This window comes from Testudinibacter aquarius, assembly GCF_004342725.1.
Lineage (GTDB): Bacteria > Pseudomonadota > Gammaproteobacteria > Enterobacterales > Pasteurellaceae > Chelonobacter > Chelonobacter aquarius.
On record NZ_SMCP01000003.1, the window covers coordinates 162,540 to 185,300 of the forward strand.

Annotated in this window: 19 protein-coding genes; 5 read left to right on the forward strand and 14 right to left on the reverse strand. The window is 42.1% G+C overall.

What is annotated here, in order from left to right:
* Window positions 1-36: 36 nt before the first annotated feature.
* The 3 genes from EDC16_RS04265 to xylF form a co-directional block, all read right to left on the reverse strand.
* The gene (locus EDC16_RS04265) at window positions 37-1,164 is read right to left on the reverse strand and encodes a sugar ABC transporter permease (protein WP_132965755.1); all 1,128 of its coding nucleotides are present in this window, start codon (window positions 1,162-1,164) and stop codon (window positions 37-39) included.
* Window positions 1,165-1,168: 4 nt separating this feature from the next.
* Window positions 1,169-2,683, reverse strand: coding sequence for a D-xylose ABC transporter ATP-binding protein (gene xylG / locus EDC16_RS04270; RefSeq protein ID WP_132965757.1), 1,515 nt, complete (start codon window positions 2,681-2,683; stop codon window positions 1,169-1,171).
* A 73-nt stretch (window positions 2,684-2,756) separates the two neighbouring features.
* Window positions 2,757-3,758, reverse strand: a complete 1,002-nt coding sequence (gene xylF, locus EDC16_RS04275; protein ID WP_132965759.1) for a D-xylose ABC transporter substrate-binding protein — start codon at window positions 3,756-3,758, stop codon at window positions 2,757-2,759.
* Window positions 3,759-4,034: 276 nt separating this feature from the next.
* On the opposite strand from xylF, the gene xylA reads away from it, so the two are divergent.
* Window positions 4,035-5,354 carry a xylose isomerase gene (xylA, locus tag EDC16_RS04280; RefSeq protein WP_132965761.1) on the forward strand — a complete coding sequence of 440 codons (1,320 nt, stop codon included), beginning with the start codon at window positions 4,035-4,037 and terminating at the stop codon, window positions 5,352-5,354.
* A gap of 60 nt (window positions 5,355-5,414) precedes the next feature.
* Window positions 5,415-6,860 (forward strand): xylulokinase, encoded by a 1,446-nt coding sequence (xylB, locus tag EDC16_RS04285; RefSeq protein ID WP_132965763.1) that lies wholly within the window; start codon window positions 5,415-5,417, stop codon window positions 6,858-6,860.
* Here the strand turns inward: xylB and EDC16_RS04290 are convergent.
* The 11 genes from EDC16_RS04290 to deoC form a co-directional block, all read right to left on the reverse strand.
* Window positions 6,853-8,118, reverse strand: a complete 1,266-nt coding sequence (locus tag EDC16_RS04290) for an RNA polymerase factor sigma-54 (protein ID WP_132965765.1) — start codon at window positions 8,116-8,118, stop codon at window positions 6,853-6,855. The genes xylB and EDC16_RS04290 overlap by 8 nt on opposite strands.
* A 12-nt stretch (window positions 8,119-8,130) precedes the next feature.
* Window positions 8,131-10,041, reverse strand: a complete 1,911-nt coding sequence (locus tag EDC16_RS04295) for a sigma 54-interacting transcriptional regulator (protein WP_132965767.1) — start codon at window positions 10,039-10,041, stop codon at window positions 8,131-8,133.
* 78 nt (window positions 10,042-10,119) lie between these two features.
* Window positions 10,120-11,409 (reverse strand): SLC13 family permease, encoded by a 1,290-nt coding sequence (locus EDC16_RS04300; protein WP_132965769.1) that lies wholly within the window; start codon window positions 11,407-11,409, stop codon window positions 10,120-10,122.
* 65 nt (window positions 11,410-11,474) lie between these two features.
* Window positions 11,475-12,638: a 2-methylaconitate cis-trans isomerase PrpF family protein gene (locus EDC16_RS04305; protein ID WP_132965771.1), complete on the reverse strand. Its 1,164-nt coding sequence runs from the start codon at window positions 12,636-12,638 to the stop codon at window positions 11,475-11,477.
* A 1-nt stretch (window position 12,639) separates the two neighbouring features.
* On the reverse strand, window positions 12,640-13,128 hold the full coding sequence (locus EDC16_RS04310) for a LeuD/DmdB family oxidoreductase small subunit (protein ID WP_132965773.1): 489 nt from the start codon (window positions 13,126-13,128) through the stop codon (window positions 12,640-12,642).
* Window positions 13,129-13,138: 10 nt separating this feature from the next.
* Complete coding sequence (locus EDC16_RS04315; protein WP_132965775.1) at window positions 13,139-14,401, reverse strand: 3-isopropylmalate dehydratase large subunit; 1,263 nt, start codon at window positions 14,399-14,401, stop codon at window positions 13,139-13,141.
* A 1-nt stretch (window position 14,402) separates the two neighbouring features.
* Window positions 14,403-15,353, reverse strand: a complete 951-nt coding sequence (locus tag EDC16_RS04320) for a hydroxymethylglutaryl-CoA lyase (RefSeq protein WP_132965777.1) — start codon at window positions 15,351-15,353, stop codon at window positions 14,403-14,405.
* Window positions 15,353-16,543 (reverse strand): CaiB/BaiF CoA transferase family protein, encoded by a 1,191-nt coding sequence (locus tag EDC16_RS04325; RefSeq protein WP_132965779.1) that lies wholly within the window; start codon window positions 16,541-16,543, stop codon window positions 15,353-15,355. The genes EDC16_RS04320 and EDC16_RS04325 overlap by 1 nt, the downstream gene beginning before the upstream one ends.
* Before the next feature lie 288 nt (window positions 16,544-16,831).
* Window positions 16,832-17,785 carry a lipopolysaccharide heptosyltransferase RfaC gene (gene rfaC, locus EDC16_RS04330; RefSeq protein ID WP_132965782.1) on the reverse strand — a complete coding sequence of 318 codons (954 nt, stop codon included), beginning with the start codon at window positions 17,783-17,785 and terminating at the stop codon, window positions 16,832-16,834.
* Between the two features lie 41 nt (window positions 17,786-17,826).
* On the reverse strand, window positions 17,827-18,585 hold the full coding sequence (gene deoR, locus EDC16_RS04335; RefSeq protein ID WP_132965784.1) for a DNA-binding transcriptional repressor DeoR: 759 nt from the start codon (window positions 18,583-18,585) through the stop codon (window positions 17,827-17,829).
* A gap of 18 nt (window positions 18,586-18,603) precedes the next feature.
* Window positions 18,604-19,278, reverse strand: a complete 675-nt coding sequence (gene deoC / locus EDC16_RS04340) for a deoxyribose-phosphate aldolase (protein WP_132965786.1) — start codon at window positions 19,276-19,278, stop codon at window positions 18,604-18,606.
* 162 nt (window positions 19,279-19,440) lie between these two features.
* Here deoC and rbsK point away from each other — a divergent pair, with 162 nt between their 5' ends.
* From rbsK to EDC16_RS04355, 3 genes are read left to right on the forward strand one after another with little or no spacing between them, the layout of a single operon-like run.
* On the forward strand, window positions 19,441-20,361 hold the full coding sequence (rbsK, locus tag EDC16_RS04345; protein ID WP_132965788.1) for a ribokinase: 921 nt from the start codon (window positions 19,441-19,443) through the stop codon (window positions 20,359-20,361).
* A 10-nt stretch (window positions 20,362-20,371) separates the two neighbouring features.
* Entirely contained in the window at window positions 20,372-21,658 is a 1,287-nt protein-coding gene (gene fucP, locus EDC16_RS04350) for an L-fucose:H+ symporter permease (protein WP_176551982.1), read from the forward strand.
* Window positions 21,659-21,675: 17 nt separating this feature from the next.
* Entirely contained in the window at window positions 21,676-22,689 is a 1,014-nt protein-coding gene (locus EDC16_RS04355) for an aldose 1-epimerase family protein (RefSeq protein ID WP_132965792.1), read from the forward strand.
* Window positions 22,690-22,761: the final 72 nt, after the last annotated feature.

Here is a 22,761-nt window from a genome sequence, read left to right on the forward strand (position 1 = left end):
CAAATTAGTGGCCTTTTAAGTCTAATAAATTGAATTTTATGCTTTTTTCTTACTCATTGAATCTGCCCAAACTGCTAATAGCAAGATAGCACCTTTGACAATATATTGCCAAAATGTCGGGACATCTAACATACTCATGCCGTTATCTAATGAGGCAATAATCAGCGCCCCAATAATCACGCCCCATACGCTACCGACACCACCAGCCAAGCTTGCACCACCGATAACACAGGCAGCAATCGCATCTAACTCCGCATTTTGCCCAGCCGACGGTGAACCTGCACCTAAACGGGCACTCAAAATTAGCCCTGCAATTGCGACCATAACCCCATTAATCGAAAAAATGGCTAACTTTATTTTTTCTACTTTAATACCGGATAATCTGGCAGCTTCAATATTGCCACCGATGGCATAAATATAGCGTCCAAATGCCGTTTTCTTAGAGATAAAATAGCCAACAACTGCCAGCAAGGACAAAATCAATACAGGAACCGGGATACCTCGATAATCATTTAAAAGATAAATTGCACCGAGCAACAGTATGGCTATCACAACATATTTCAAAAAGTCTTTTGAAATTTGCGGTACCGGCAGTTCTAGTTTTTGTCTGGAGCGACGTTGATAATTTCCCCAAGTTACAAACAATGCAATCGCAATACTGCCGATGATAAAGCCTAGTTCATCCGATAAATAACCCTGTCCTATTTGTGTCATTGAAGCTGATGTCGGAGATACTGTCGTACCATTCGTTATCCCAATTAAAATTCCTCTAAATGCCAATAATCCAGCCAGAGTAACAATAAACGAAGGTACCCTTTGATATGCAACCCACCACCCATTCCAGATGCCAAACATTAATCCCAACAGCAATGTCGCCATAATTGTTGCCGGTAATGGCCAGCCCCACCACACATTAGTAATAGCTGCGAAACCGCCTAATAATCCCATCAAAGAACCAACTGACAAGTCAATTTCCGCAGAGATAATGACAAATAGCATCCCTATTGCCAAAATACCGGTAATGGAAGTTTGTCTTAACAAATTTGAAATATTTCTCGCACTTAAATATGCACCGTCCGTCATCATCGAAAAAAATAGCATAATGGCAACAATAGCGATTAACATTATATAAACTTGCAAATTGATCGATTTTAAATTTTTCATACCATTATTCCTTAAGTGCAACTTCCATGACTTTTTCTTGGGTGAGGTTTTGATTAATTAGGTTTCCCTTTATTTTCCCTTGATGCATCACCAAAATCCGGTCACTAATACCGAGAACTTCGGGCAATTCGGAAGAGATCACAATGATACCAACACCTTTCTTTGCCAATTCATTGATTAACTTATAAATTTCATATTTCGCACCGACATCAATACCTCTGGTGGGTTCATCAAGTATAAGAATTTTAGGGTTTAGCAGTAGCGCTTTTGCCAAAATCGCTTTTTGTTGGTTTCCACCGCTTAAGCGACCTATTGCCAAATCTGGGGAAGATGTTTTTACCTTTAATTCTTTAATCGAACGTTCAATGATCGTTTCTTCGAGAGGTTCATTAATCATAATGCGCTTAATCGAATAGTTTTTTAATGAAGAAAGTGTAATATTCTTATCTACCCCCATTATTGGCACGATTCCATGTCGTTTTCTATCCTCCGGCACCATAAAAATGCCATTATTAATTGCGGAGGCACAGTCTTTATGTTGTACCAGTCTGTTATTTAAATAAAATTTTCCATTAAACTTCCCGGCATAAGCCCCAAAAATACACTGAACCATTTCAGTTCGTCCCGAACCGACTAATCCCGCCACTCCCAAAATCTCACCTTGGCACAAATGAAAACTAGCATTATTGACCCGTTTAATGTGTGTATTGACATAATGCCAAGCAGTCAAATTCTCAACCCGCAATAATTCTTCACCAATCGGATGTGCGTCATGGGGATATAATGACGTGATCTCTCGTCCGACCATCATAGTGATAATATCATCCTCACTCATCTCTTTCGCATCTCTCGTACCAATATGCTCGCCATCACGAATAACACAAATGTGATCCGAAATAGCCTTCACTTCATTCAGTTTATGCGAAATATAGATACAGGCAATATTGTGTTCTTTTAGATCTTGAATCAGGGCTAATAAAACATCGGTTTCTTTTTCCGTTAGGCAAGCGGTAGGCTCATCTAAAATCAATAATCTGACATTTTTATTTAACGCTTTTGCGATCTCTACGAGTTGTTGCTGTCCAAGTCCAAGCTCACCAACTATCGTGTCGGGATCGATATCAAGTTGCACTTGAGATAAAATTTTTTTCGCCCGGATATACATTTCATTTTCATTGGTTAAACCATACTGAGAAATTTCATTTCCGAGAAAAATATTATCCATAACTGACATATTTTTCACTAATGCCAATTCCTGATGGATAATCGAAATACCTTTACTTTCGGTATCTTTAATATTTTTTGATTTTAATAATTCATTTGCGAAGTAAATATCACCTTCATAATCTCCATAAGGATATATTCCGCATAATACTTTCATTAATGTTGATTTTCCTGAACCATTTTCCCCACATAATGAAAGTGCTTTACCCGGTGAAATCGAAATAGAGACATTATTTAGTGCTTTCACATCACCAAATTTTTTTACAATCCCTTTCATCTCTAATAATGAATCCATAGCAACCACCTAAATTAATTATGTTTATTTTAAGGGAGAATGTTCCTCCCTTATATTTAGCAGAAGTTTGAATTTATTTATTATAAATACTCTCTTTACTATGGAATCCGTCTTGAATAATCGTTTTTTCAATATTTCCTTTAACAACTGCAATCGGATCGAGCAAATAGGAAGGAACTTCTTTCATCCCATTATTCAGACTGGCATTGCTTTCAATTTTCTCATCTTTAGCCAATCCGACAGCAATTTCCGCCGCTTTATCTGCTAATTTTGTAATCGGTTTATAGACGGTCATGGTTTGTGTGCCTTCTACAATCCGCTTAATTGCAGCTAAATCCGCATCTTGTCCGGAAATAGCGACTTTGCCGGATAAACCCTGCGCACTTAAAGCTTGAATTGCACCACCTGCTGTTGCATCATTGGAAGCAACAACTGCATCAATGTTATTCTTATTGGCAGTTAAGGCGTTTTCCATAATTTGCAACGCTTTTTCCGGCAACCAAGAGTCGACCCATTGATCTCCGATCACTTTAATCGCACCTTTATCAATTAAAGGTTGTAGAATATTCATCTGACCTTGTCTGAATAATTTTGCATTATTATCAACCGGAGAGCCGCCCATTAAGAAATAATTTCCTTCCGGTTTGATGCTGACAATCGTTTCCGCCTGTAGCTCGCCGACTTTCTCATTATCAAATGAAACATAGAAATCCAGATCCGCATTATTTATTAATCGATCGTATGCTAAAACTTTAATACCGGATCTTTTAGCTTCTGCAATTACATTACTCAGCACATCACCATTGTGTGGAATAATTACCAAAACATCGACATCACGGTTAATCATGTTTTCAATTTGAGAGATTTGCGCACTATCATCCCCATTTGCAGACTGTACAAATACTTTTGCCCCTAATGCCTCTGCTTTTTGAGTAAAAATACTACTATCTTTTTGCCATCTCTCTAAACGCAAATCATCTATCGACATTCCGATAGTTAAGTCCTTTGCATTAACAGCAGCGCTCATTCCTCCAACTACCAGTGCCGCCAATAATAAACCACCTTTAAGTTTCATATAAAATACCTCACATGTAATTAATAAAAGGTCACTTTGTCTATATGACAGCTCCAATATTTTCTATTTTAATTAAAAACACAATTAATGAATTTAATTTTCATATTACGATTTATGTTTTATGTGATTCTAATCACAACTCACTATTTACTTGTTTGTGATACCTATCACATAAAACAATATTATGAATAGCGAAGTAAAATAACATAATTGATACCCTCTGCGGCTTGGCTTTATCTTTATCCCGAAACAAGCATATTCAAACAGGAGAAGACTATGGCATGCTATTTTGAAAAGATTGATCAAATTAAATATGAAGGTAAAAACAGCACCAACCCTTTTGCTTACCGCTACTACGATGCAAATAAAGTTGTGTTGGGCAAAACCATGGCTGAGCATCTGCGCTTGGCGGTCTGTTATTGGCACACGTTTTGTTGGAATGGAACGGATATGTTCGGTAGTGGTTCGTTAGATCGTCCTTGGCAACAAGCACAACCTCCATTAGAAGCGGCAAAACAAAAAGCCGATATCGCCTTTGAATTTATTAAAAAACTGAATGTGCCGTACTACTGCTTTCACGATATCGATGTTGCACCGGAAGGTAATTCGTTCAAAGAATATCTGCATAATTTCTCAACCATCGTCGATGTTTTGGCTGAGAAACAAGCACAAAGTGGGATTAAATTGCTGTGGGGAACAGCGAACTGTTTTACCAATCCACGTTATATGTCAGGTGCGGCAAGCAACCCAAACCCTGAAGTCTTTGCTTGTGCCGCAACCCAAGTGTTCCATGCGATGAACGCCACCCAAAAACTACAAGGCGAGAACTATGTCTTATGGGGTGGGCGCGAAGGTTATGAAACCCTGCTCAATACCGATTTAAAACGCGAACGGGAACAGCTCGGGCGTTTTATGCAACTGGTGGTTGAGCACAAATACAAAATCGGCTTTAACGGTACATTATTAATTGAGCCGAAACCGCAAGAACCGACCAAACATCAATATGATTACGATGTTGCCACCGTATATGGCTTCTTAAAACAATTCGGCTTAGAAAAAGAAATTAAAGTCAATATTGAAGCCAATCACGCCACGTTAGCCGGGCACACCTTCCAACACGAAGTGGCAAGTGCGGTCGGATTAGGTATTCTCGGTTCAATTGATGCTAATCGCGGTGATCCGCAACTGGGTTGGGACACCGACCAATTCCCGAACAGCATTGAAGAAAATGCACTGGTGCTTTATGAAATTTTGAAAGCAGGCGGGCTCACAACCGGCGGTTTCAATTTCGATGCTAAAATCAGACGACAAAGTATTGATAAATATGATCTGTTCCATGCGCATATCGGTGCAATCGATGTACTTGCCCAGTCATTACTGATTGCCGCCGATATGATTGAAGATCAACAATTACAAAATATCGTTGATCAACGTTATGTCGGTTGGAATACCGAACTCGGGCAATCGATTTTGACGGGTAAAGCGTCGCTGGCTGATCTGGCACAATTGGTTGAAAGCCAAGCACTTGCACCGCAGCCGGTTTCCGGACAGCAAGAGCGGTTGGAAAATATTGTCAACGCCTATATCTATAAATAATCAGCAACATGCTCAGGGGTTAGCCAGCCTGCCCCTGACTTTTTATCGACGGAGCAAATTATGTACCTCGGCATTGATTTAGGCACTTCGGGTGTCAAACTGGTATTATTAGACGAGCGGCAAACCATTGTCGTCACTCATTCAACCGCACTTGCGCTCAGTCGTCCGCAGCCGCTGTGGTCGGAGCAAAATCCGCACGACTGGTGGCAAGCGGTCAATGCCGGCATTCAAGCCCTGAAAAACCAGCATGATCTCAAACAGGTTAAAGCCATCGGGCTGACCGGACAAATGCACGGCGCGGTGATGCTCGACAAGCAAAACCAACCGCTCTATCCCGCTATTTTATGGAATGACGGGCGCAGTGTTGCCGAGTGCCAGGAATTGGAACAGCAAGTCCCTGATTCACGCTTGATTACCGGCAATTTAATGATGCCCGGCTTTACTGCGCCTAAGTTAAAATGGTTCAAAAAACATCAGCCGCAACGCTTCGAAAAAATTCATAAAGTGTTATTGCCGAAAGATTATTTACGCTTGTTGATGACGGGGCGCCATGTCTCCGATATGTCCGATGCCGCCGGAACCCTGTGGCTGGATGTTGGCAAAAGAGCATGGAACAACGAATTATTAACGGCTTGTGGGCTATCGATTGAAAATATGCCGGAGCTGATGGAAGGAAACCAGATTTCCGGCTATTTGTTGCCCGATATTGCCGACCAATGGGGTATGAACCCGGTTCCGGTGGTTGCCGGCGGCGGCGATAATGCTGCCGGTGCGATTGGCGTTGGGTTATATAAAGCGGGGCAAGCGATGTTGTCGCTCGGTACTTCCGGTGTCTATTTTGTGGTCACAGATAAATTTGTCAGCAATCCGGAAAGTGCGGTACACAGTTTCTGTCACGCCCTGCCTGAACGTTGGCATTTGATGTCGGTGATTTTGAGTGCCGCCGCTTGTGTTGATTGGGCGAACCAAGCGCTTGGTATTCACGATATACCGCACTTTTTCGAACTGGCGGCCAGTGCCGAGGATTCCGATGTAATTTTCTTGCCTTATTTATCCGGGGAAAGAACGCCACATAACGACCCTTACGCCAAAGGCGTATTTTGGGGCATGGACCACAACAGTACTCAAGCGATACTGGCAAAAGCGGTGTTGGAAGGCGTCAGTTTTGCCTTGGCGCAAGGCATCGAGGTGCTGCACGCAAGCGGCGTTGCGGCGGACAACATCACCCTCATCGGCGGAGGCGCCAAAAGCCATTACTGGCGGCAACTGTTGGCGGATATCAGCGGCAAGACCTTGGAATACCGCCAAGGCGGCGATGTCGGCCCCGCACTGGGCGCGGCAAAGTTGGCGCAAATTGCGTTAAATCCGGATAAAGCGATAGCCGATTTTTGTCCGCCTTTAGTATTGGAACACATTTATCAACCAAATCCGGCAAGACAAGCGTATTACCACAGCAAAAAGGCACGTTTTAACCAGTTGTACCTGCGCTTGAAAGGTTTTATCTAGCTAGAGTTAGTCGTAATTGATGGCGATATTTATTGACTGTTCTACGAGAGATCTTAATATTTTCATTGGTTAAAACATCAGTGATATCTTGGTCAGTAAGCGTATTATTTCTCTGTAATAATGCGCTGATTCGCTGCTTGATATATTCGCTACTGGCTGAGTATTTATTGGTGGGTAGTAAGTCAGTGAATGCATAGATTTTCTTATCAAATTTAATATATTTATCTTTTATTAAACGATATAAGCTAGAAAGACTTAAATTCAGTCGACGACTAATTTCATATAAATCCCATTCCGCTAAGTCACTGTGATTTTTACTGATAAAGAATAATTTTTGTCGCTGAATCATTAATTCCAATAGCTTGTGTAGTAGTAACGTTCTATATTTTACTCCACCAATAATAACATTTATCCTATCCAGTGCCGGGTTATTCTCCTGCATTAAGATAGATTGCGTCAATACTGATTGAAATGGAAAGTCACTCTCATTTAATACTTCTATTTTAACTTCGCCTGCTTCAACTCGAAGTAAAAACTCTGGAATTCTATATTTAATTGGCTCCTCAATATAACAACTGACCGGAAATGGAGAAATACTCTGAATCAATGCCAGCGCTGCATTTAAATCCTGCTCACTAATATCAGTAAATTGTTTTTTAACCTTTTGTCTTAAAATATTTTTATTACCCAGTTCGCGCCAGCCTGACTGTACTATACTTTCTGCCAATAAGCGGTGGGAATCATCACTATGGCGTAAACGAATCAAGATGCATTCCTGCACAGATTCAGCACCAATGCCTAATGGCTCTAACGTTTGTACTAGCTCAATATAGCGATAAAAGTCTGTATATGACAACTCTCCAGTAGAAAAAAATTTTCTTTGATATTGTAACCAATCTTTATACAACTCCTGCTTATCTACGGTTAAAATGCCTCGCTCATCAATCGAGTCAATAATAAAAGTCAAAATTTCTGTTTCATATTCATTCAAATGTAATTCATTAAGCTGTAATAATAGGCTTGACTGTAAACTTATAGGTTGACCTATTTCATGATTCTGTTCAATCTCCTCACCGAATATTGTTATTGGAAAATAAACATAGGGTTCTTTTTGAAAACCAACCAGCGTGTTATGCATTAGTTGATCAGTAATAAAATACTGCAATTCATCATATGAAAATGACAGTATGTTAAAAAGTATAATATCGTCGGGCGATAATGCTATGCTTATTTCTTGCTTCTGGCTTACCCCATGCATAACAATACACCTCTACAGAGTAGCTTGGGTATGAATATCTAACTTCAAATAGCGATAAACCGTCATTTTACTGATATTTAATATTTGTGAAACCCTTTGATAATCCTGATTATGTTCAGCCAGGCACTGCTTAATCAATGCTACTTGAAACGCCAATGTTCTGCTCTTAAAGTCTTGGTTAGAATGTTGTTCTCTACTCTCTGGCTCCTCAAATAAGCAAAAAGATTTAAACAATGAAAGGTAACTTTGCTGCGGGAAAAGACCGATCATCAAAGCTAAGCGCTGCATCATAAATTTCAACTCTCGCACGTTACCTTGCCATGAATAAGATTGTAAATAACTCAATAACGCCTCATATTGTAGGCGGTCAATATCTATTTTATGTTCTGCTAAAAAAAGCTCTGATAAATAAGCAATATCTTCAGGTCTCTCAGACAGCGTTGGTATTCTTAAAAAAAGGTGATTCAAACGGTAGTAAAGATCTTGCCTAAACCGCTCTTTTACAACTTCTTGTGTCAAATTTTTATTACTAGCACTGATCACCCGCACATCTATTGGGATCACTTCATTGCCCCCCACACGCATAATTTCTTTTTCTTGTAAAGCACGTAGCAATCTTGCTTGCAAAGCGAGTGGCATTTCAGCAATTTCATCTAAAAATAAAGTGCCAGTGTGGGCCAACTCAAATAATCCTGTTTTTCCTTCCTTGTTGGCACCAGTAAATGCCCCTTTCTCATAACCAAATAATTCACTTTCTAATAAATTTTCAGGAATGGCAGCACAATTGATAGCAATAAAGGGATTGTCTCTACGCGGACTGGCAAAATGGATGCTGTTGGCAAACAACTCTTTCCCTACCCCTGACTCACCATACAACAAAACATTAGCATCCGTTCCTGAATATATAGTCGCCAGCAGCTTACATTTTTCCATATTGTCATTACGCGTCAAAATATCATCAAAGCAATATTTAGCAATAAATCCTCGCTTGGTAGCTTCACGTTTTCTCAGCTTATATTCTGCATGCTTGATCTTATTATCTTCAGTCAACGTACAAATCACACCCAAGCACTCTTGATTAACTAAAATTGGCATGCGGTTTACCACATAGGTTTTACCGCCAATTTCAATTAATTCACCATTATGCGCTTTTTTACTTTGTATCACCGATCCAGTTTGTGAAGAGGGAATCAGTTGACTAATCTCTTTGCCGATAACGTTCAAGTGGGTATTTTTTATTATTTTTTCGGCAATTGGATTAATCAGTTCAATTCGATTAAATTTATCAGTAACAATAACGCCTTCTGCAACTGATGATAAAATCGTATTCAAACGACTGGCTTTACGTTGAACATCATGTTTAAATTTACTAACCGATATCGCACGGCTGATTGCTTCGCGTACCGACTCAGATGCGGTTTTTAATAAAATAGTATTGAAGTTGCGCTGTTGTGCTTGCTGAAATACCAAAACACCGCCAATAATACAGAGATGCTCTTCCGGAGTGTAGCGCGCCAGTAACCGATCAATATCAGCCTGATTTTGGAAACTATGAAATTCAATGCTCAGATCTAATGCTGCAGCGACATATTCAATCCCTGCTATTTTTTCATAAGTGATCAGCACTAATTTTTTATAGCGTGTTTTATATGGGGTGAGCTGGTTTAGCAAATCAGATAACGAAAAATTGATTGAAATTACCGGAATCGATAACATTTTTTCCAACGAAGCGGCTGTTCCACCGCGACTAATCACGGCATCGTAAGATTTATGGTTATCGGTTAATTTACTAATGTCTGGTGCATCTAAAATGGCATTTAAAATTGTCATATTGCAACCCAGATTATCGGCTTCGATTCTGGCAAATTTGGCAAGCTCTTGATCCGGCGCAACAAAAACAAGATTAAACATCTTTTTGTTCAAAATAAAAACCTCAATAATTTATAAATTAAAACAAGGCTATCAGCCTCCTGGCCAATAGCCCCTATTGTTATCACGTTATTAATAAAGAACGCCAATATAAAGTAAACAATAACCTAGCGCTAATAGCAAAAATGGTAAGATTAATAGTCTGATAAATAATTGTTTGCTCTCTTTTGGATCAGTCAATCCTGCTATAACCAGCGCACCACCGGAAGAAAACGGTGAATACCCAGTGAAAGTAGCAAACATAGTGATGATAGAGAACATCAAACCAGGATTATCCACGTGTAGGTTCGGTACAATTGGATAAAAAGTAGGCATTACGACCCCCATACTAGAAGCAAATACCGACATCATTGACGAAAATGCTGCAACTAAATAATAAATCACACCACCACCAATGCTACCATCAATACTGTTCAAATAGTTGGACAGCGCCGTCATCGCACCTGCTTTCGAAGCCAGCTCAGTCAACATCCCTAAACCACCGATCATGATGATGATTGACCAAGGAATGTTTTTCATTGCCTCATTTTCGTTGCCCAATTTGAGGACAAGTGCCAATACAATGCCTAAAAAAGAGAGAAACGTTGGATCCAACATTTTAGTCATTTTACTTAAAAAGAGTGACTGCGGGTTTAATGCTAATAGTACACTCGGCACGATAACCAGTAAAAAGATCAGCGCAACTAAAGCTAGGGTTCGTTTTTGCTGGTTATTTAATAATTTGGGTTGCTCTATCTGAGCTGATGTTACCTGATAGCCCTTTAGTAGAATATACCCAAAAATAAAAATTAAGGTATGAATCACAAAACTATTACGCCCTACTGTTAAAGCATACGCTTGCGACATTTCTACACTGTAACCCAATTTTTCAATTAAACCTTCCGTTACGCGCCCCCCTAACGTAAACGGATTAAACCCTCCGGCAACGGCGCCACTATAGATAATGATCGCCGCCAACAAGCGGCTCATATTAATTTTACTGGCAATTACCATCACCAGCGGTGACATAAAAGCAAAGGCTGCATAGTGTCCCGGCCCGATTCCGGCAAAAATCACCACCGTCACAAACAGAACAATGGGAATAAGAAACGGCTGATTACGTACGGCAAACACCATTTTTTCTGCGACCAACGAGAGCGTACCATTCGAAATCACAATCCCATAAAAGAAGGTGATAGATAGCAAAATAAAAAAAAGATTTAATCCCCATAAGCCGGAAACATCCTTAGCATTCAGCCCATAGATATAAGCCGCAATAAATGAAAAGACAATTGCAAAAATACCAATATTTATTTTAAAAAAATATCCCCCGGCAATCGATAACACAATAAAAAGTAAAATAATAACGTTAAAGCTTAACATATAAAAACTCCAGTTATATAACACGATATGCAACCGCACTTTGAAAGCAGTTGAGCTATTTTGGTTTATTCTGCGGTCACTATACTTTTGCGAACATACACTTCACCTTTCAAAATAATTCTGGCTGTTCTTGCCACAATCGATTTAGCCAAGCGATACTCGCTACCAGAACATGAAACCGCACTTTCAATTTCAATCCGCCCTGACGGATGACCAATCCAGATCAAATCGGTTTTGGCGGCAGCGCCGGATAATGCCTGATGAGCAATCGTCCCTGGAATCCGACAACAGGCGCCCAATGCCACGGTTCCGGTAACCGGATGTGTTTTGTGAACACCTTGCATAAACAGCAAGCGCGAAACAATATCAATCTCACTCTGTGCAACCGATTTGCCATCTCGTGTGGTATAAGTTGCCGAAGGGCTGACAATCGAGAAAAACGGTGCATACGGAATCTCTTGTGCCGAAAGTTGCCAATCGTCAATCAACCTCAATTGCTGCGCCACTTTGCCACGAATGCTCTCAATCAATGTCATTAGCCCTTTATTCGCTTCAATTTCTGATGGTGACTCAATGCCACTCAGCCCCAGTGACGTCGCAGCGATAAATACAGTAATATTGCCCGCATCAACCACCGATACCGGATAACTGACAGAATCAACTTCAATGTGATCGATTAATTTACCGCTAGGCAATAATTTACCGGTTGACTCGCCACCGCAATCTGCCCAATCAATCCCAACTTTGGCACCGCTGCCCGGAACACCGGAAATCTTATAATCCCCTTCAATACGCGCTTTATTGCCGATAACCGGAACTGATAACAGCAAAATTCGTCCGGTGTTGACCATATGTACCCGCACTTTGGTGATCGGCTCAATCGCTCTAACCAACCCGTTTTCAATCGCAAACGCTCCCACTGCAGAAGAGATATTGCCGCAATTGCCTTTATAATCAATAAAGGCCTTCGTCAGACTGACTTGTCCGAAAGTATAATCCACATCAGCATCTGCTCGGGTTGATGGTCCAATAATCGCCAATTTACTGGTCAACGAGTCCGCACCGCCCAAGCCATCGATCTGACGTATATCCGGACTACCAAAAATCGATAAAATAATGTTATCGCGTGTCGGCTGCTGCTTCGGCAGCTCACTCTCTAAAATAAAAATACCTTTGCTAGTACCGCCACGTACAATAGAAACGGTAAAACTGTCTAATTCCGGGTGCATATTATTCTCCTTTTATTGTTTTTAAGTAGTTAACCAAGCCGCCTGCTGCGATCATCTGCATAATGTTGTCCGGTAATTTGCTGCATTTAAAACGCGTATTACGGGTCAAATTTAATAATTCCCCTTTTTCCACATCAATACTCACCTGATCTCCTTCGGAAATCCCGTCCCAATCAGGACATTCAATTGCCGGAATCCCTAAGTTAATACAATTGCGATAAAAAATTCGCGCAAACGATTTGGCTACAACCACTTTTATACCCAGATATTTTAACGTCAACGGCGAAGTCTCACGACTCGAGCCGGACCCTAAATTATGGGCGGCAATAAAAATATCGCCTTCGCCGACTTGCTTCGCAAATGTTTCATGAACTGCCTGCATTGAATAAGCAGCGGCTTCTTCAATAGAAAGTTCCATATATTGCGGCGGTGAAATAATATCGGTGTTGATATTATCGCCAAAAACCCATGCCTTACCTTCAAATTCCATAGCTGCCCCCTTATAAAAACTCGCGCGGATCGGTCACTCTACCCGTAATCGCCGACGCTGCGACTGTTAACGGAGAACCCAGATAAATAAACGCTTCTTTGCTTCCCATGCGTCCGATAAAATTACGATTACTGGCTGAAATACACACTTCTTTCGGCGCCAATAAGCCCGAATGCAGCCCTACACAAACTCCACAGGTCGGCGCTAAAATTACTGCCCCTGCTTCGGCTAGCACAGATAAAACGCCTGCATCACTGGCGGCTTTCCAAATTTTCTTCGAACTTGGCGAAACCAATAAACGAATCCCCTTGGCTATTTTCTTGCCCTTTAACAGTTCAGCGGCTGCTACCAAATCACTCAGTCGCCCGCCGGTGCAAGAGCCTAAATACGCCTGATGAATTGGTGTATTCACATTCATCACCGCCGTCACATTATCGACTTCATGCGGACAAGCCACTTGTGGCAAAAGCTCAGCACTGTTGAAATGTAATTTTTGGCAGAATCGAGCATCGGCATCACTGTGATAAACCGAATAGCTGTCACGTTGAATCCCCAAAGAATCCAAATATGCAATGGTTTTATCATCCACTGGCATCAACCCGACTTTAGCGCCCATTTCGACCGCCATATTGGTAATCGCCATGCGCTGTTCGATCTCCATTTGGTCAAAAGTCTCGCCCACATATTCAACCGCTTTATACGTTGCTCCGGCGTGTCCGATGACGCCGATGGTTTTCAGCGAAATATCTTTTGCCATCACGCCAGGATTAAGCTGTCCGTCCCACCGCACTTGGATAGTTTCAGGCACTTTTAACCACGTTTGCCCGGTGGCTAAAATGCCCAGCATTTCGGTCGATCCCACTCCGCTGGCAAATGCGCCTAATGCGCCCCCCATACAGGTATGCGAGTCCGTTCCCAAAATCACGGTTCCCGGCAAAACGTGCCCATACTCCGCCATCACCTGATGACAAGGGCCTTCAAATTCATAATAATTGTCGATATTATTTTCTAACGACCAATCCCGGGTAAACTTAACAATTTCAGCCTGACGAATATTCGCCGGCGGCGTATAATGATCCGAAATCACAATCACGTTCTCACGATTTTTGATCTCTTGGGTCAATTCCGGCAATTTTTCCGCAATCTGAACCCTTGGTCCTAAAATATCATCCATCATGGAACGATCAACATCCACCCACACCACATCTCCGGCATTCACCACATCTCGATGTGCATTTTTTGCTAAGATTTTCTCTGATAATGTTTTGCCCATCTCAACACTCCTTCATTGGAAAAAAATCGAACTCTTGATACGTTCTCGCCCGACTCAATTGGCTAGAAACGGAATTTGGAATCAACTCATCAATCAATTTGACCGCACTTAACAATACGGGTAGATCTATATCCGTTTTAAAACCCATACGCTGCAACATATTCACCAAATCTTCAGTGGCGGAATTACCCGCTGCACCTGGTGCAAACGGACAGCCACCCAGCCCACCAGCCGCTGTTTCAAAATGGCGAACCCCACAGTCCAACGCGACCATAATATTCGCAAGTGCCATGCCATGAGTATTATGTAAGTGCAAGGTAAAACAGATTTGCGGATACGCCGAAATTAAGCCAGCCAGTATTGATCTCACTTGTGCCGGATTGGCAACACCAATGGTATCGCACAGCGTTACTGCCTTGATTCCACACTCTTGCACCGCACTTGAAATTAAAGCCTTAATACTTTCAAATGGCGTTTCACCGCTAAATGGGCAGCCAAATACCGTCGCCAACACTAAATGAATACTGACATCCGGATATTGCTGCACAATATTTTTCAGCTCTTGCAACGATTGCTGAGGCGTTCGATTGATATTCGCCTTGTTGTGTGCCTCACTAACTGAAACCACATAATTCACTTCACGAATTCCTGCGGCATATGCCAATTCCATACCTTTCAAATTTGGCACCAATGCCACCACATCAATTCCTTTTGATTTGGCTTTTTCCAAAGTAAATGTGGCGATTTCTGTGGCATCTCGCATCTGAGGTATCGCTTTTGGCGAAACAAACGAGGTTGCCTCAATACTGCGAATCCCACTTTGCAACAACGATGTGATAATTCGTTTTTTATCCTCCGTATCTATCCATAGCGAGATATTTTGAAACCCATCGCGAGGACAAACCTCACGAATAAATACCGTTTGATTTGAATGTTCAACCGCACTTTGCATCAGATGACCCCACTCTCTTTCAACTCGGACAAGACTTCAGGCGTATAACCCAATAGTGCTTGATAAATATCCGTATTGTGTTCCCCTAACAATGGAGCTGCGGTTCTGACCCCGGTTTGAGTCACTGAGAATTTTAAATGCGAGCCGGTCAACGTGGTTTTACCTGCTAAAGGATGCTCAATATCCACAAACATTTCCCGATCTTGCGCAATATGCGGATCATTGACAATTTGGTCGATGGTATTAATCGGTGCTGCAGGCACCCCTGCTGCCAACATGGCATTAATCACTTCTTCTGCTGGATATTGTTTTGTCCAATCCTCAACAAGTGGTTTAATTTCCGCATGATTTTTGACGCGATCCGGATTGGTTTTATAGCGTGAATTTTGGATCAAATCTTCACGTCCAATGACCTTACAGACCAAATGCCACAATTTATCATTCGCAGCGCCGATAACCAGCCAGCCGTCTTTCGCGGCAAAAGAGTCATAAGGATAGCAAGATTCATACCGGTTACCGATCCTCTCAGGCAAACGTCCTTCAACTAAATAAATTTGATTGATGATCTCCATACTGGCAACTACGGAATCTACCAAGGCAATATCGACTTTCTGCCCTTGTCCAGTACGAGTTTGATGATTCACTGCAGCCAACAGCCCAATGGCAAGTGAAAGACCTGCCAAAACATCGCCCATTGCAGTACCCGAACGGGTTGGCTCACCGCCTGGCCAACCCGTCGTACTCATTAATCCCCCGGTTGCTTGCGCAATAATGTCATAACCAGGACGCATCTTATTACGGCCTGTATGCCCAAAACCAGAAATCGCACCGTAAATAATACGCGGATTAACTGTTTTCAACTCTTCATAACCTAAACCTAATTTTTCCATCGTACCCGGACGGTAATTCTCCAACACAATATCGGCCTGTTTTACCATCTCAAGAAAGATATCACGCCCTTTACCCTTCAAATTCAACGTGATACCTTTTTTATTTCGGTTAAGATTCATGTAGTAAGAGCTTTCTCCGTTTTTCATCGGCGCAAACTGTCTGGAATCATCCCCGCTTCCCGGCTGTTCGATTTTAATCACCTCTGCGCCCATATCCGCCAACATCATGCTACAAAACGGTCCAGCCAACACACGGCTCAAATCCAATACTCGCAGCCCTTCTAATGCTCCTTTTTGCATACAACTACTCCTTGATAAGTTAAATAAATAAGCAGAAAAGAAAAAAATTTTCTTACCTTAAGAAGATGCGAAAATCGTGCCAAAAAAGGGTTACGTCGATTTAAACTTACAAAACGTGAAGATGATCACGTTTTTTATGCCAATAAGATTATTTTTCATGCAATCGAGAGATCGAAACACGGAAGGAAATAACAGATTTGTTACAGTAAAAATCAGATTTGTGATCAAAAGCCTAGAATCTGTTGATCTTTATTTATAATTTGAGCTATAGAAAAAGATCAACAGACCCTAAAGCAGTTTCAACAATTCCTCGAGTACCTTCGAAGCACTGATCGCTGACATACTGTCAGCACAAAGTGCAATTTGGTTTTTGCCGTAGCCGCCGATGAGTCTCGGATCGCTGGCGCCGTAGAGGGTGATGTTGGGTTTATCCAGTGCGGCGCTGAGGTGGGATAAACCGGTATCGACCGAGACCACCGCTTTCGCATGAGCGATTTTTGCGGCAATTTGCGACAGCGTGGTTTTCGGCAGCACCTGTACATAAGCAAAACCTTGTGCCAAACGCTCAGCTCGTAACCGCTCTTTGTTGTTGCCCCACGGCAGTTGAATTTGATAACCCGACGGGGCAAGCACGGTGATCAGCTCACGCCAAGCGCTTTCCGACCAATGTTTGTCATCTCGGGTCGTTGAGTGAATAAAAATCAAATACGGTGTCGTATGGTTGGCTGGGTTTAAAAAATGGTGGGCAATGCCATAGTCGCCCAGTGTCTTCGGCAGGCGATAGCCCAAACTTAATGCAAACAGTTGGCGAATCCGTTCGACCGCATGTTGTTGGTAACTGATGGCATGAGTTTTATCGTAGAAAAAGCTGGCAAGCGGTTCGCGGATCGAACGGCGATCATAGCCCAGTTTCACGCCGTGCGCTAAACGGGTAGCAAAAACCGCACTTTTGACCAACCCCTGCGCATCAATCACCGCATCGTATTGCTGTTGTTGCAACAAAGTGCGGTATTGCCGCCACTCTCGGCGTGTTTGTGCACTGAATGGCGTTTTACGCCAACGGCGCAAGGCTATCGGAATCACCTGATTCACCGCTGAATGCCAAGTGGGAATTTCTGCAAAACTCTCCTCGACCACCCAATCCAGCTGCAAATCCGCAACCGCACTTTGCGCATCCGTTAAGGCGGGCAAAGTGTGCAGAATATCCCCCATCGAGGAGGTTTTAATCAGGCAGATTTTCATATTTCGATTGTCCCTCTGCGCCCCTTGCTTAATGACTCAAATTATGCGGAAAGCAAGCACGGAAGTGCGGTTTGGTTAAAACGTTCTGGCAACGCCTGATTACAAATCAATAGATCAAACTGATTCAGCTCGCCAATATAAGCTTGCTGAATCTTATCGATTTTACTGTCGTCAAACACCAAAATATTCTGCTGTGATTTTTGTATCGCTCTGGCTTTCACTTTCGCTTCGGCAAAACTGAAACAGGTAACCCCTTTTTGATGGTGTACGCCGGCTGCGGAAATAAACGCTTTGCTCGGACACACTGCATCAAGCTCATTTTGCAACGTAATCGAATCCAGAAAAGAGTTATCCCGTGAATACCGTCCACCGCACAAAATCAAATTGCATTGACTTTTTTCCTGCAAAATCATAAAAGTATTAATAGAACAACAAAGTGCGGTGAAGTTAACCGAATCGTGAATCTGGGAAGCAATAAACGGAATCGTAGAACCACAGTCAAAAAAGACAACATCGCCTTCTTTCACTTGCTCTGCTGCGAGTTTTCCAATTTGCATTTTCTGAGCAATATTTTTGCTTTGTTGCTCAAAAATAAAATAACCGTTTTCATTAAAACGCTGTGGATCTTTAACAATATAACCGCCAAGCAGTACTAAAGTACCGGCATCGGTGCTGAGATCACGCCGAATTGTCATTTCAGAAACATTTAAAATGCCTGCGGCATCACGTAAATGAATCTTATCCATTTGTTTTAACAAGAATTCCAATTGTTGAATTCTAGCGCTTACTTTTGTATCCACAGCGGCTCCTGTTTCACATTAATAACCCGCTTGATTATCCTGCAATCCATGCGCAATAGCAATGCCGGAACTGGTTCCCAATCGATTGGCGCCGGCTTCAATCATCGCCAACGCCGTGGCAAAATCACGCACGCCGCCGGAGGCTTTCACCCCAATATCACGCCCGACAACACTACGCATCAACGCCACATCTTCAACCGTTGCGCCGCCTTTACTGAAACCGGTTGACGTTTTGACAAAAGCCACCTGAAGCTCACGGCAAATTTCACACAATCTGACTATCTCGTCACGGCTTAATAAACAAGTCTCCAAAATCACCTTCAATGGAACCTGTCCGCAAGCATTCAGCACTGCGTCAATATCAGCTTTCACCTTGTCCCACTGCGCGGATTTCACCCAGCCCACATTGATCACCATATCCACTTCCTGCGCCCCTGCCTTAATTGCTTCTGCTGCCTCAAAGGCTTTCACCGAACTCAGCGTCGCCCCCAACGGGAACCCGACCACTGTGCAAATTTTTACATTTGAATTTTCTAAAATCTGTTTAGCAAAAGGAATATGACCAGCATTGATACACACCGAATAAAATTCATTTGAAAGTGCTTCCTGGCACAGCAAACTGATTTCAGCTTCAGTCTTATCACAAGCAAGTGCGGTATGATCAATCATTTTTACGATATCTTTAGTTTCCATTTTTCTCTCCTATTGAATTTATACTTCATAACGAAGCAGTTTTTCATATGATATGCCAATTTAATTTAAAATCTGTGATCGGTGTAACTTTTTTAACATTTTTATTATTATAAACTAATTTTATTAATTAATGTTTTTATTTTAACAAAAAAAGGAGAGATTATGGATATTGCAGTTATTGGTTCAAACATGGTCGATTTGATTACCTATGTCGACCAAATGCCAAAAGCGGGGGAAACTTTGGAAGCGCCAACCTTTCAGATGGGTTGTGGCGGCAAAGGAGCAAATCAGGCCATTGCCGCAGCCCGCACTGGGGCAAGCGTAATGATGTTATCCAAAGTCGGTGATGATATTTTTGCGGAGAATACCCTGCGCAATTTTCAACAAAACGGGATTAACACGCAATATGTTGAAAAAGTCAGCGGTGTCTCTAGCGGTGTCGCGCCTATTTTTGTCGACTCCAGTTCACAAAACCGAATCTTGATTATCAAAGGCGCCAATGCTCACTTAAAACCGGAAGACATTGATCGCGCTGCCGCTGAATTGCAACAATGCAAATTAATTATTCTCCAGTTGGAAATTCCGCTGGAAACCGTGTATTACGCCATTGACTTTGCCCATCGGTACGGAATCCAAGTGATTTTAAATCCTGCTCCGGCGAGCAAAGCGCTTTCGCTTGAATACGCCTGTAAGTGTGATTTCTTTATGCCAAACGAAACCGAACTGGAAATCTTGACCGGTATGCCGGTTGCTAATATGGATCAGGTTCAAGCCGCCGCACACTTCTTACTGGAAAAAGGTTTGAAAAACCTGATTGTAACCTTAGGCGACAAAGGCTCGGTTTGGCTGTACGGTGATCAAATCGTGAAAGTGCCGCCTTGTAAAGTCAATGCCATCGATACCAGTGGTGCAGGCGACGCCTTTATCGGCTGTTTCGCGCAACACTATATTCACAGCGGAAACGTACTCGAGGCAATGCAGCAAGCCTCGTTATATGCGGCTTACAGCGTGACCGGCAAAGGAACTCAATCCTCTTATCCTGACCAAACACAATTTAATCTTTTTAAACAGGCGCAACAATAGGAGCCGTATCATGAAAAATATTATCCAAATGCCTGACGGCTATCTGAACAGAACCCCGCTGTTTCAATTCATTTTGCTCTCCTGCCTGTTCCCGCTATGGGGTGCAGCTGCCAGTCTCAATGATATTTTGATCACCCAGTTTAAAAGCGTATTCACCTTAAGCGATTTCGCCAGTGCGTTAGTGCAAAGCGCTTTTTATGGCGGCTATTTTCTGATCGCTATTCCCGCCTCACTTATCATTAAGAAAACCAGTTATAAAATCGCTATTTTAATTGGTCTGACCTTATATATAGGTGGCTGCCTGATGTTTTACCCGGCTTCGCATATGGCGACTTACACCATGTTTTTAGCGGCTATTTTTTCGATCGCCATTGGGTTAAGTTTCTTGGAAACTTCCGCCAATACTTACAGTTCAATGATCGGGCATAAAGATTATGCCACTTTGCGCTTAAATATCAGCCAAACTTTCTATCCTATCGGCGCTATTTTCGGTATTTTGTTGGGCAAATATCTAATCTTCCAAGAAGGAGCCAGCCTGCACGAACAAGTCGCTGCCATGACGCCGGAGCAGCTGCACGATTTTAAACTGGCGATGTTGCAACACACCTTACAGCCTTATAAGTATCTGATTTTTGTCTTAATTGCCGTTGCTTTTTTATTCTTAGTCACGCAATTTCCAAAATGTAAAACGGTTAATGAAGGCAAAAAACAAGATGTACACTTTATCGATACCTTAAAATATTTGCTGAAAAACAGTGCTTTCAAAAAAGGGATCTTGGCGCAATTCTTGTATGTCGGCATGCAAGTCGCAGTGTGGTCGTTCACCATCCGCTTGGCGCTGAATTTAAGCAATATGAATGAACGCGATGCCTCAGACTTTATGGTCTATAGCTTTATCGGCTTCTTCATCGGAAAATTCATTGCTAATTTCTTAATGACAAAATTCAAACCGAATTGGGTGCTAGTTTGGTATTCCGTATTAGGCGTCATCACCTTGGCTTACACCGCATTTGTGCCGGATTTCTCTGCGGTCTATGCGGCTATTTTTGCCAGCGCTTTATTTGGTCCTTGTTGGGCGACAATCTATGCTTCTGTGCTGGGCACGGTTGAACAAGAACACCGTGAAGTCGCAGGGGCGGTTGTGGTGATGTCGATTATCGGTGCCGCCGTCGTACCCGCCATTCACGGATTAGTCTCTGATTCCATCGGCTCAATTCAACATGCGTTTATTGTACCACTACTCTGCTTTGCCTATGTCGGTTACTATTTCTACGGCAAACGCAATGAAACGAAATAAGATTATGTGAGGAAAAAATGAAAACCACCATTCCTTTATATAGAGAGCTATTCAGTAGCGAGAAAAAAATACTCTTACAAAATAGCCAGATTACCGTCGAAGGTTTTAAGTATAACTCCGGTATCGAAGCGATAAAAATTAGTAACCAAAAAGGCTTTATCACCGTGCTGCCGTTCTACGGACAAATTATTTGGGATGCTTATTTCAATGGGCATAGCTTGAAGATGAAAAATATGTTTAGCGAACCCAAGTGCGGTACCGAAATTATTGATACTTACGGTTGCTTCAGTTTTCATTCGGGTTTAATCCGCAACGGTTGCCCTGCGCAGGAAGATAACCACCCTCTGCACGGTGAAATGCCCTGCGCCGCAATGGATAAAGCATGGCTGGAATTTGAAGATGACCATGTTGCGCTTTGCAGTGAATATGAATATGTCAAAGGTTTTGGCGATCATTATCTGGCGCAACCTAAAGTCATTCTTTATGCCGACAGCAGCCTGTTTGATATTCAAATGCAAGTCACCAACCTTGCCAGTGTCGAAATGCCGCTGCAATATATGTGCCACATGAATTACTGTTATGAACATGGCGCAAAATTCAGTCAAAATATCCCTGACACCGCGATAAAACTGCGCGAGTCTGTTCCAGCACATGTCAAACCAACTCCAAAATGGAGCGCATTCAATGAAAAAATCAAACAAGGCGAGTACCATTTGACTTGTTTAGATAATGATGAGTTATACAATCCGGAAATCGTCTTCTTCATGGACGATTTGCAGCAATATCAAGCAAATTTAGAATATCGTATGCAATCACCGGATGGGCATTGTTACCTGACTAAATTTTCATCTGAACACTTTAATTATGCCACCCGCTGGATTTTATATAATGCTGATCAGCAAGTCGGCGCCTTTGTCCTGCCGGCAACCTGCCGCCCTGAAGGCTATTTAGCCGCACAACGCAGTGGTACATTGATTATGCTTGCACCACATGAAAGCCGAATGTTCTCAGTCACCACCGGAATTGAATAAAGTGTCGCCGTATTAAACAAAAAAGGTTAAATCCGAAAAATGGATTTAACCCTTTTTTGTAAGATGGGTTTG

Bases quoted from the DNA above. Each gene is read 5' to 3' on its own strand.
- EDC16_RS04265 (WP_132965755.1), bottom strand. From the start codon at position 1,164: ATGAAAAATTTAAAATCGATCAATTTGCAAGTTTATATAATGTTAATC.
- xylG (WP_132965757.1), bottom strand. From the start codon at position 2,683: ATGGATTCATTATTAGAGATGAAAGGGATTGTAAAAAAATTTGGTGAT.
- xylF (WP_132965759.1), bottom strand. From the start codon at position 3,758: ATGAAACTTAAAGGTGGTTTATTATTGGCGGCACTGGTAGTTGGAGGA.
- xylA (WP_132965761.1), top strand. From the start codon at position 4,035: ATGGCATGCTATTTTGAAAAGATTGATCAAATTAAATATGAAGGTAAA.
- xylB (WP_132965763.1), top strand. From the start codon at position 5,415: ATGTACCTCGGCATTGATTTAGGCACTTCGGGTGTCAAACTGGTATTA.
- EDC16_RS04290 (WP_132965765.1), bottom strand. From the start codon at position 8,118: ATGCATGGGGTAAGCCAGAAGCAAGAAATAAGCATAGCATTATCGCCC.
- EDC16_RS04300 (WP_132965769.1), bottom strand. From the start codon at position 11,409: ATGTTAAGCTTTAACGTTATTATTTTACTTTTTATTGTGTTATCGATT.
- EDC16_RS04305 (WP_132965771.1), bottom strand. From the start codon at position 12,638: ATGCACCCGGAATTAGACAGTTTTACCGTTTCTATTGTACGTGGCGGT.
- EDC16_RS04310 (WP_132965773.1), bottom strand. From the start codon at position 13,128: ATGGAATTTGAAGGTAAGGCATGGGTTTTTGGCGATAATATCAACACC.
- EDC16_RS04315 (WP_132965775.1), bottom strand. From the start codon at position 14,401: ATGGGCAAAACATTATCAGAGAAAATCTTAGCAAAAAATGCACATCGA.
- EDC16_RS04320 (WP_132965777.1), bottom strand. From the start codon at position 15,353: ATGCAAAGTGCGGTTGAACATTCAAATCAAACGGTATTTATTCGTGAG.
- EDC16_RS04325 (WP_132965779.1), bottom strand. From the start codon at position 16,543: ATGCAAAAAGGAGCATTAGAAGGGCTGCGAGTATTGGATTTGAGCCGT.
- rfaC (WP_132965782.1), bottom strand. From the start codon at position 17,785: ATGAAAATCTGCCTGATTAAAACCTCCTCGATGGGGGATATTCTGCAC.
- deoC (WP_132965786.1), bottom strand. From the start codon at position 19,278: ATGGAAACTAAAGATATCGTAAAAATGATTGATCATACCGCACTTGCT.
- rbsK (WP_132965788.1), top strand. From the start codon at position 19,441: ATGGATATTGCAGTTATTGGTTCAAACATGGTCGATTTGATTACCTAT.
- fucP (WP_176551982.1), top strand. From the start codon at position 20,372: ATGAAAAATATTATCCAAATGCCTGACGGCTATCTGAACAGAACCCCG.
- EDC16_RS04355 (WP_132965792.1), top strand. From the start codon at position 21,676: ATGAAAACCACCATTCCTTTATATAGAGAGCTATTCAGTAGCGAGAAA.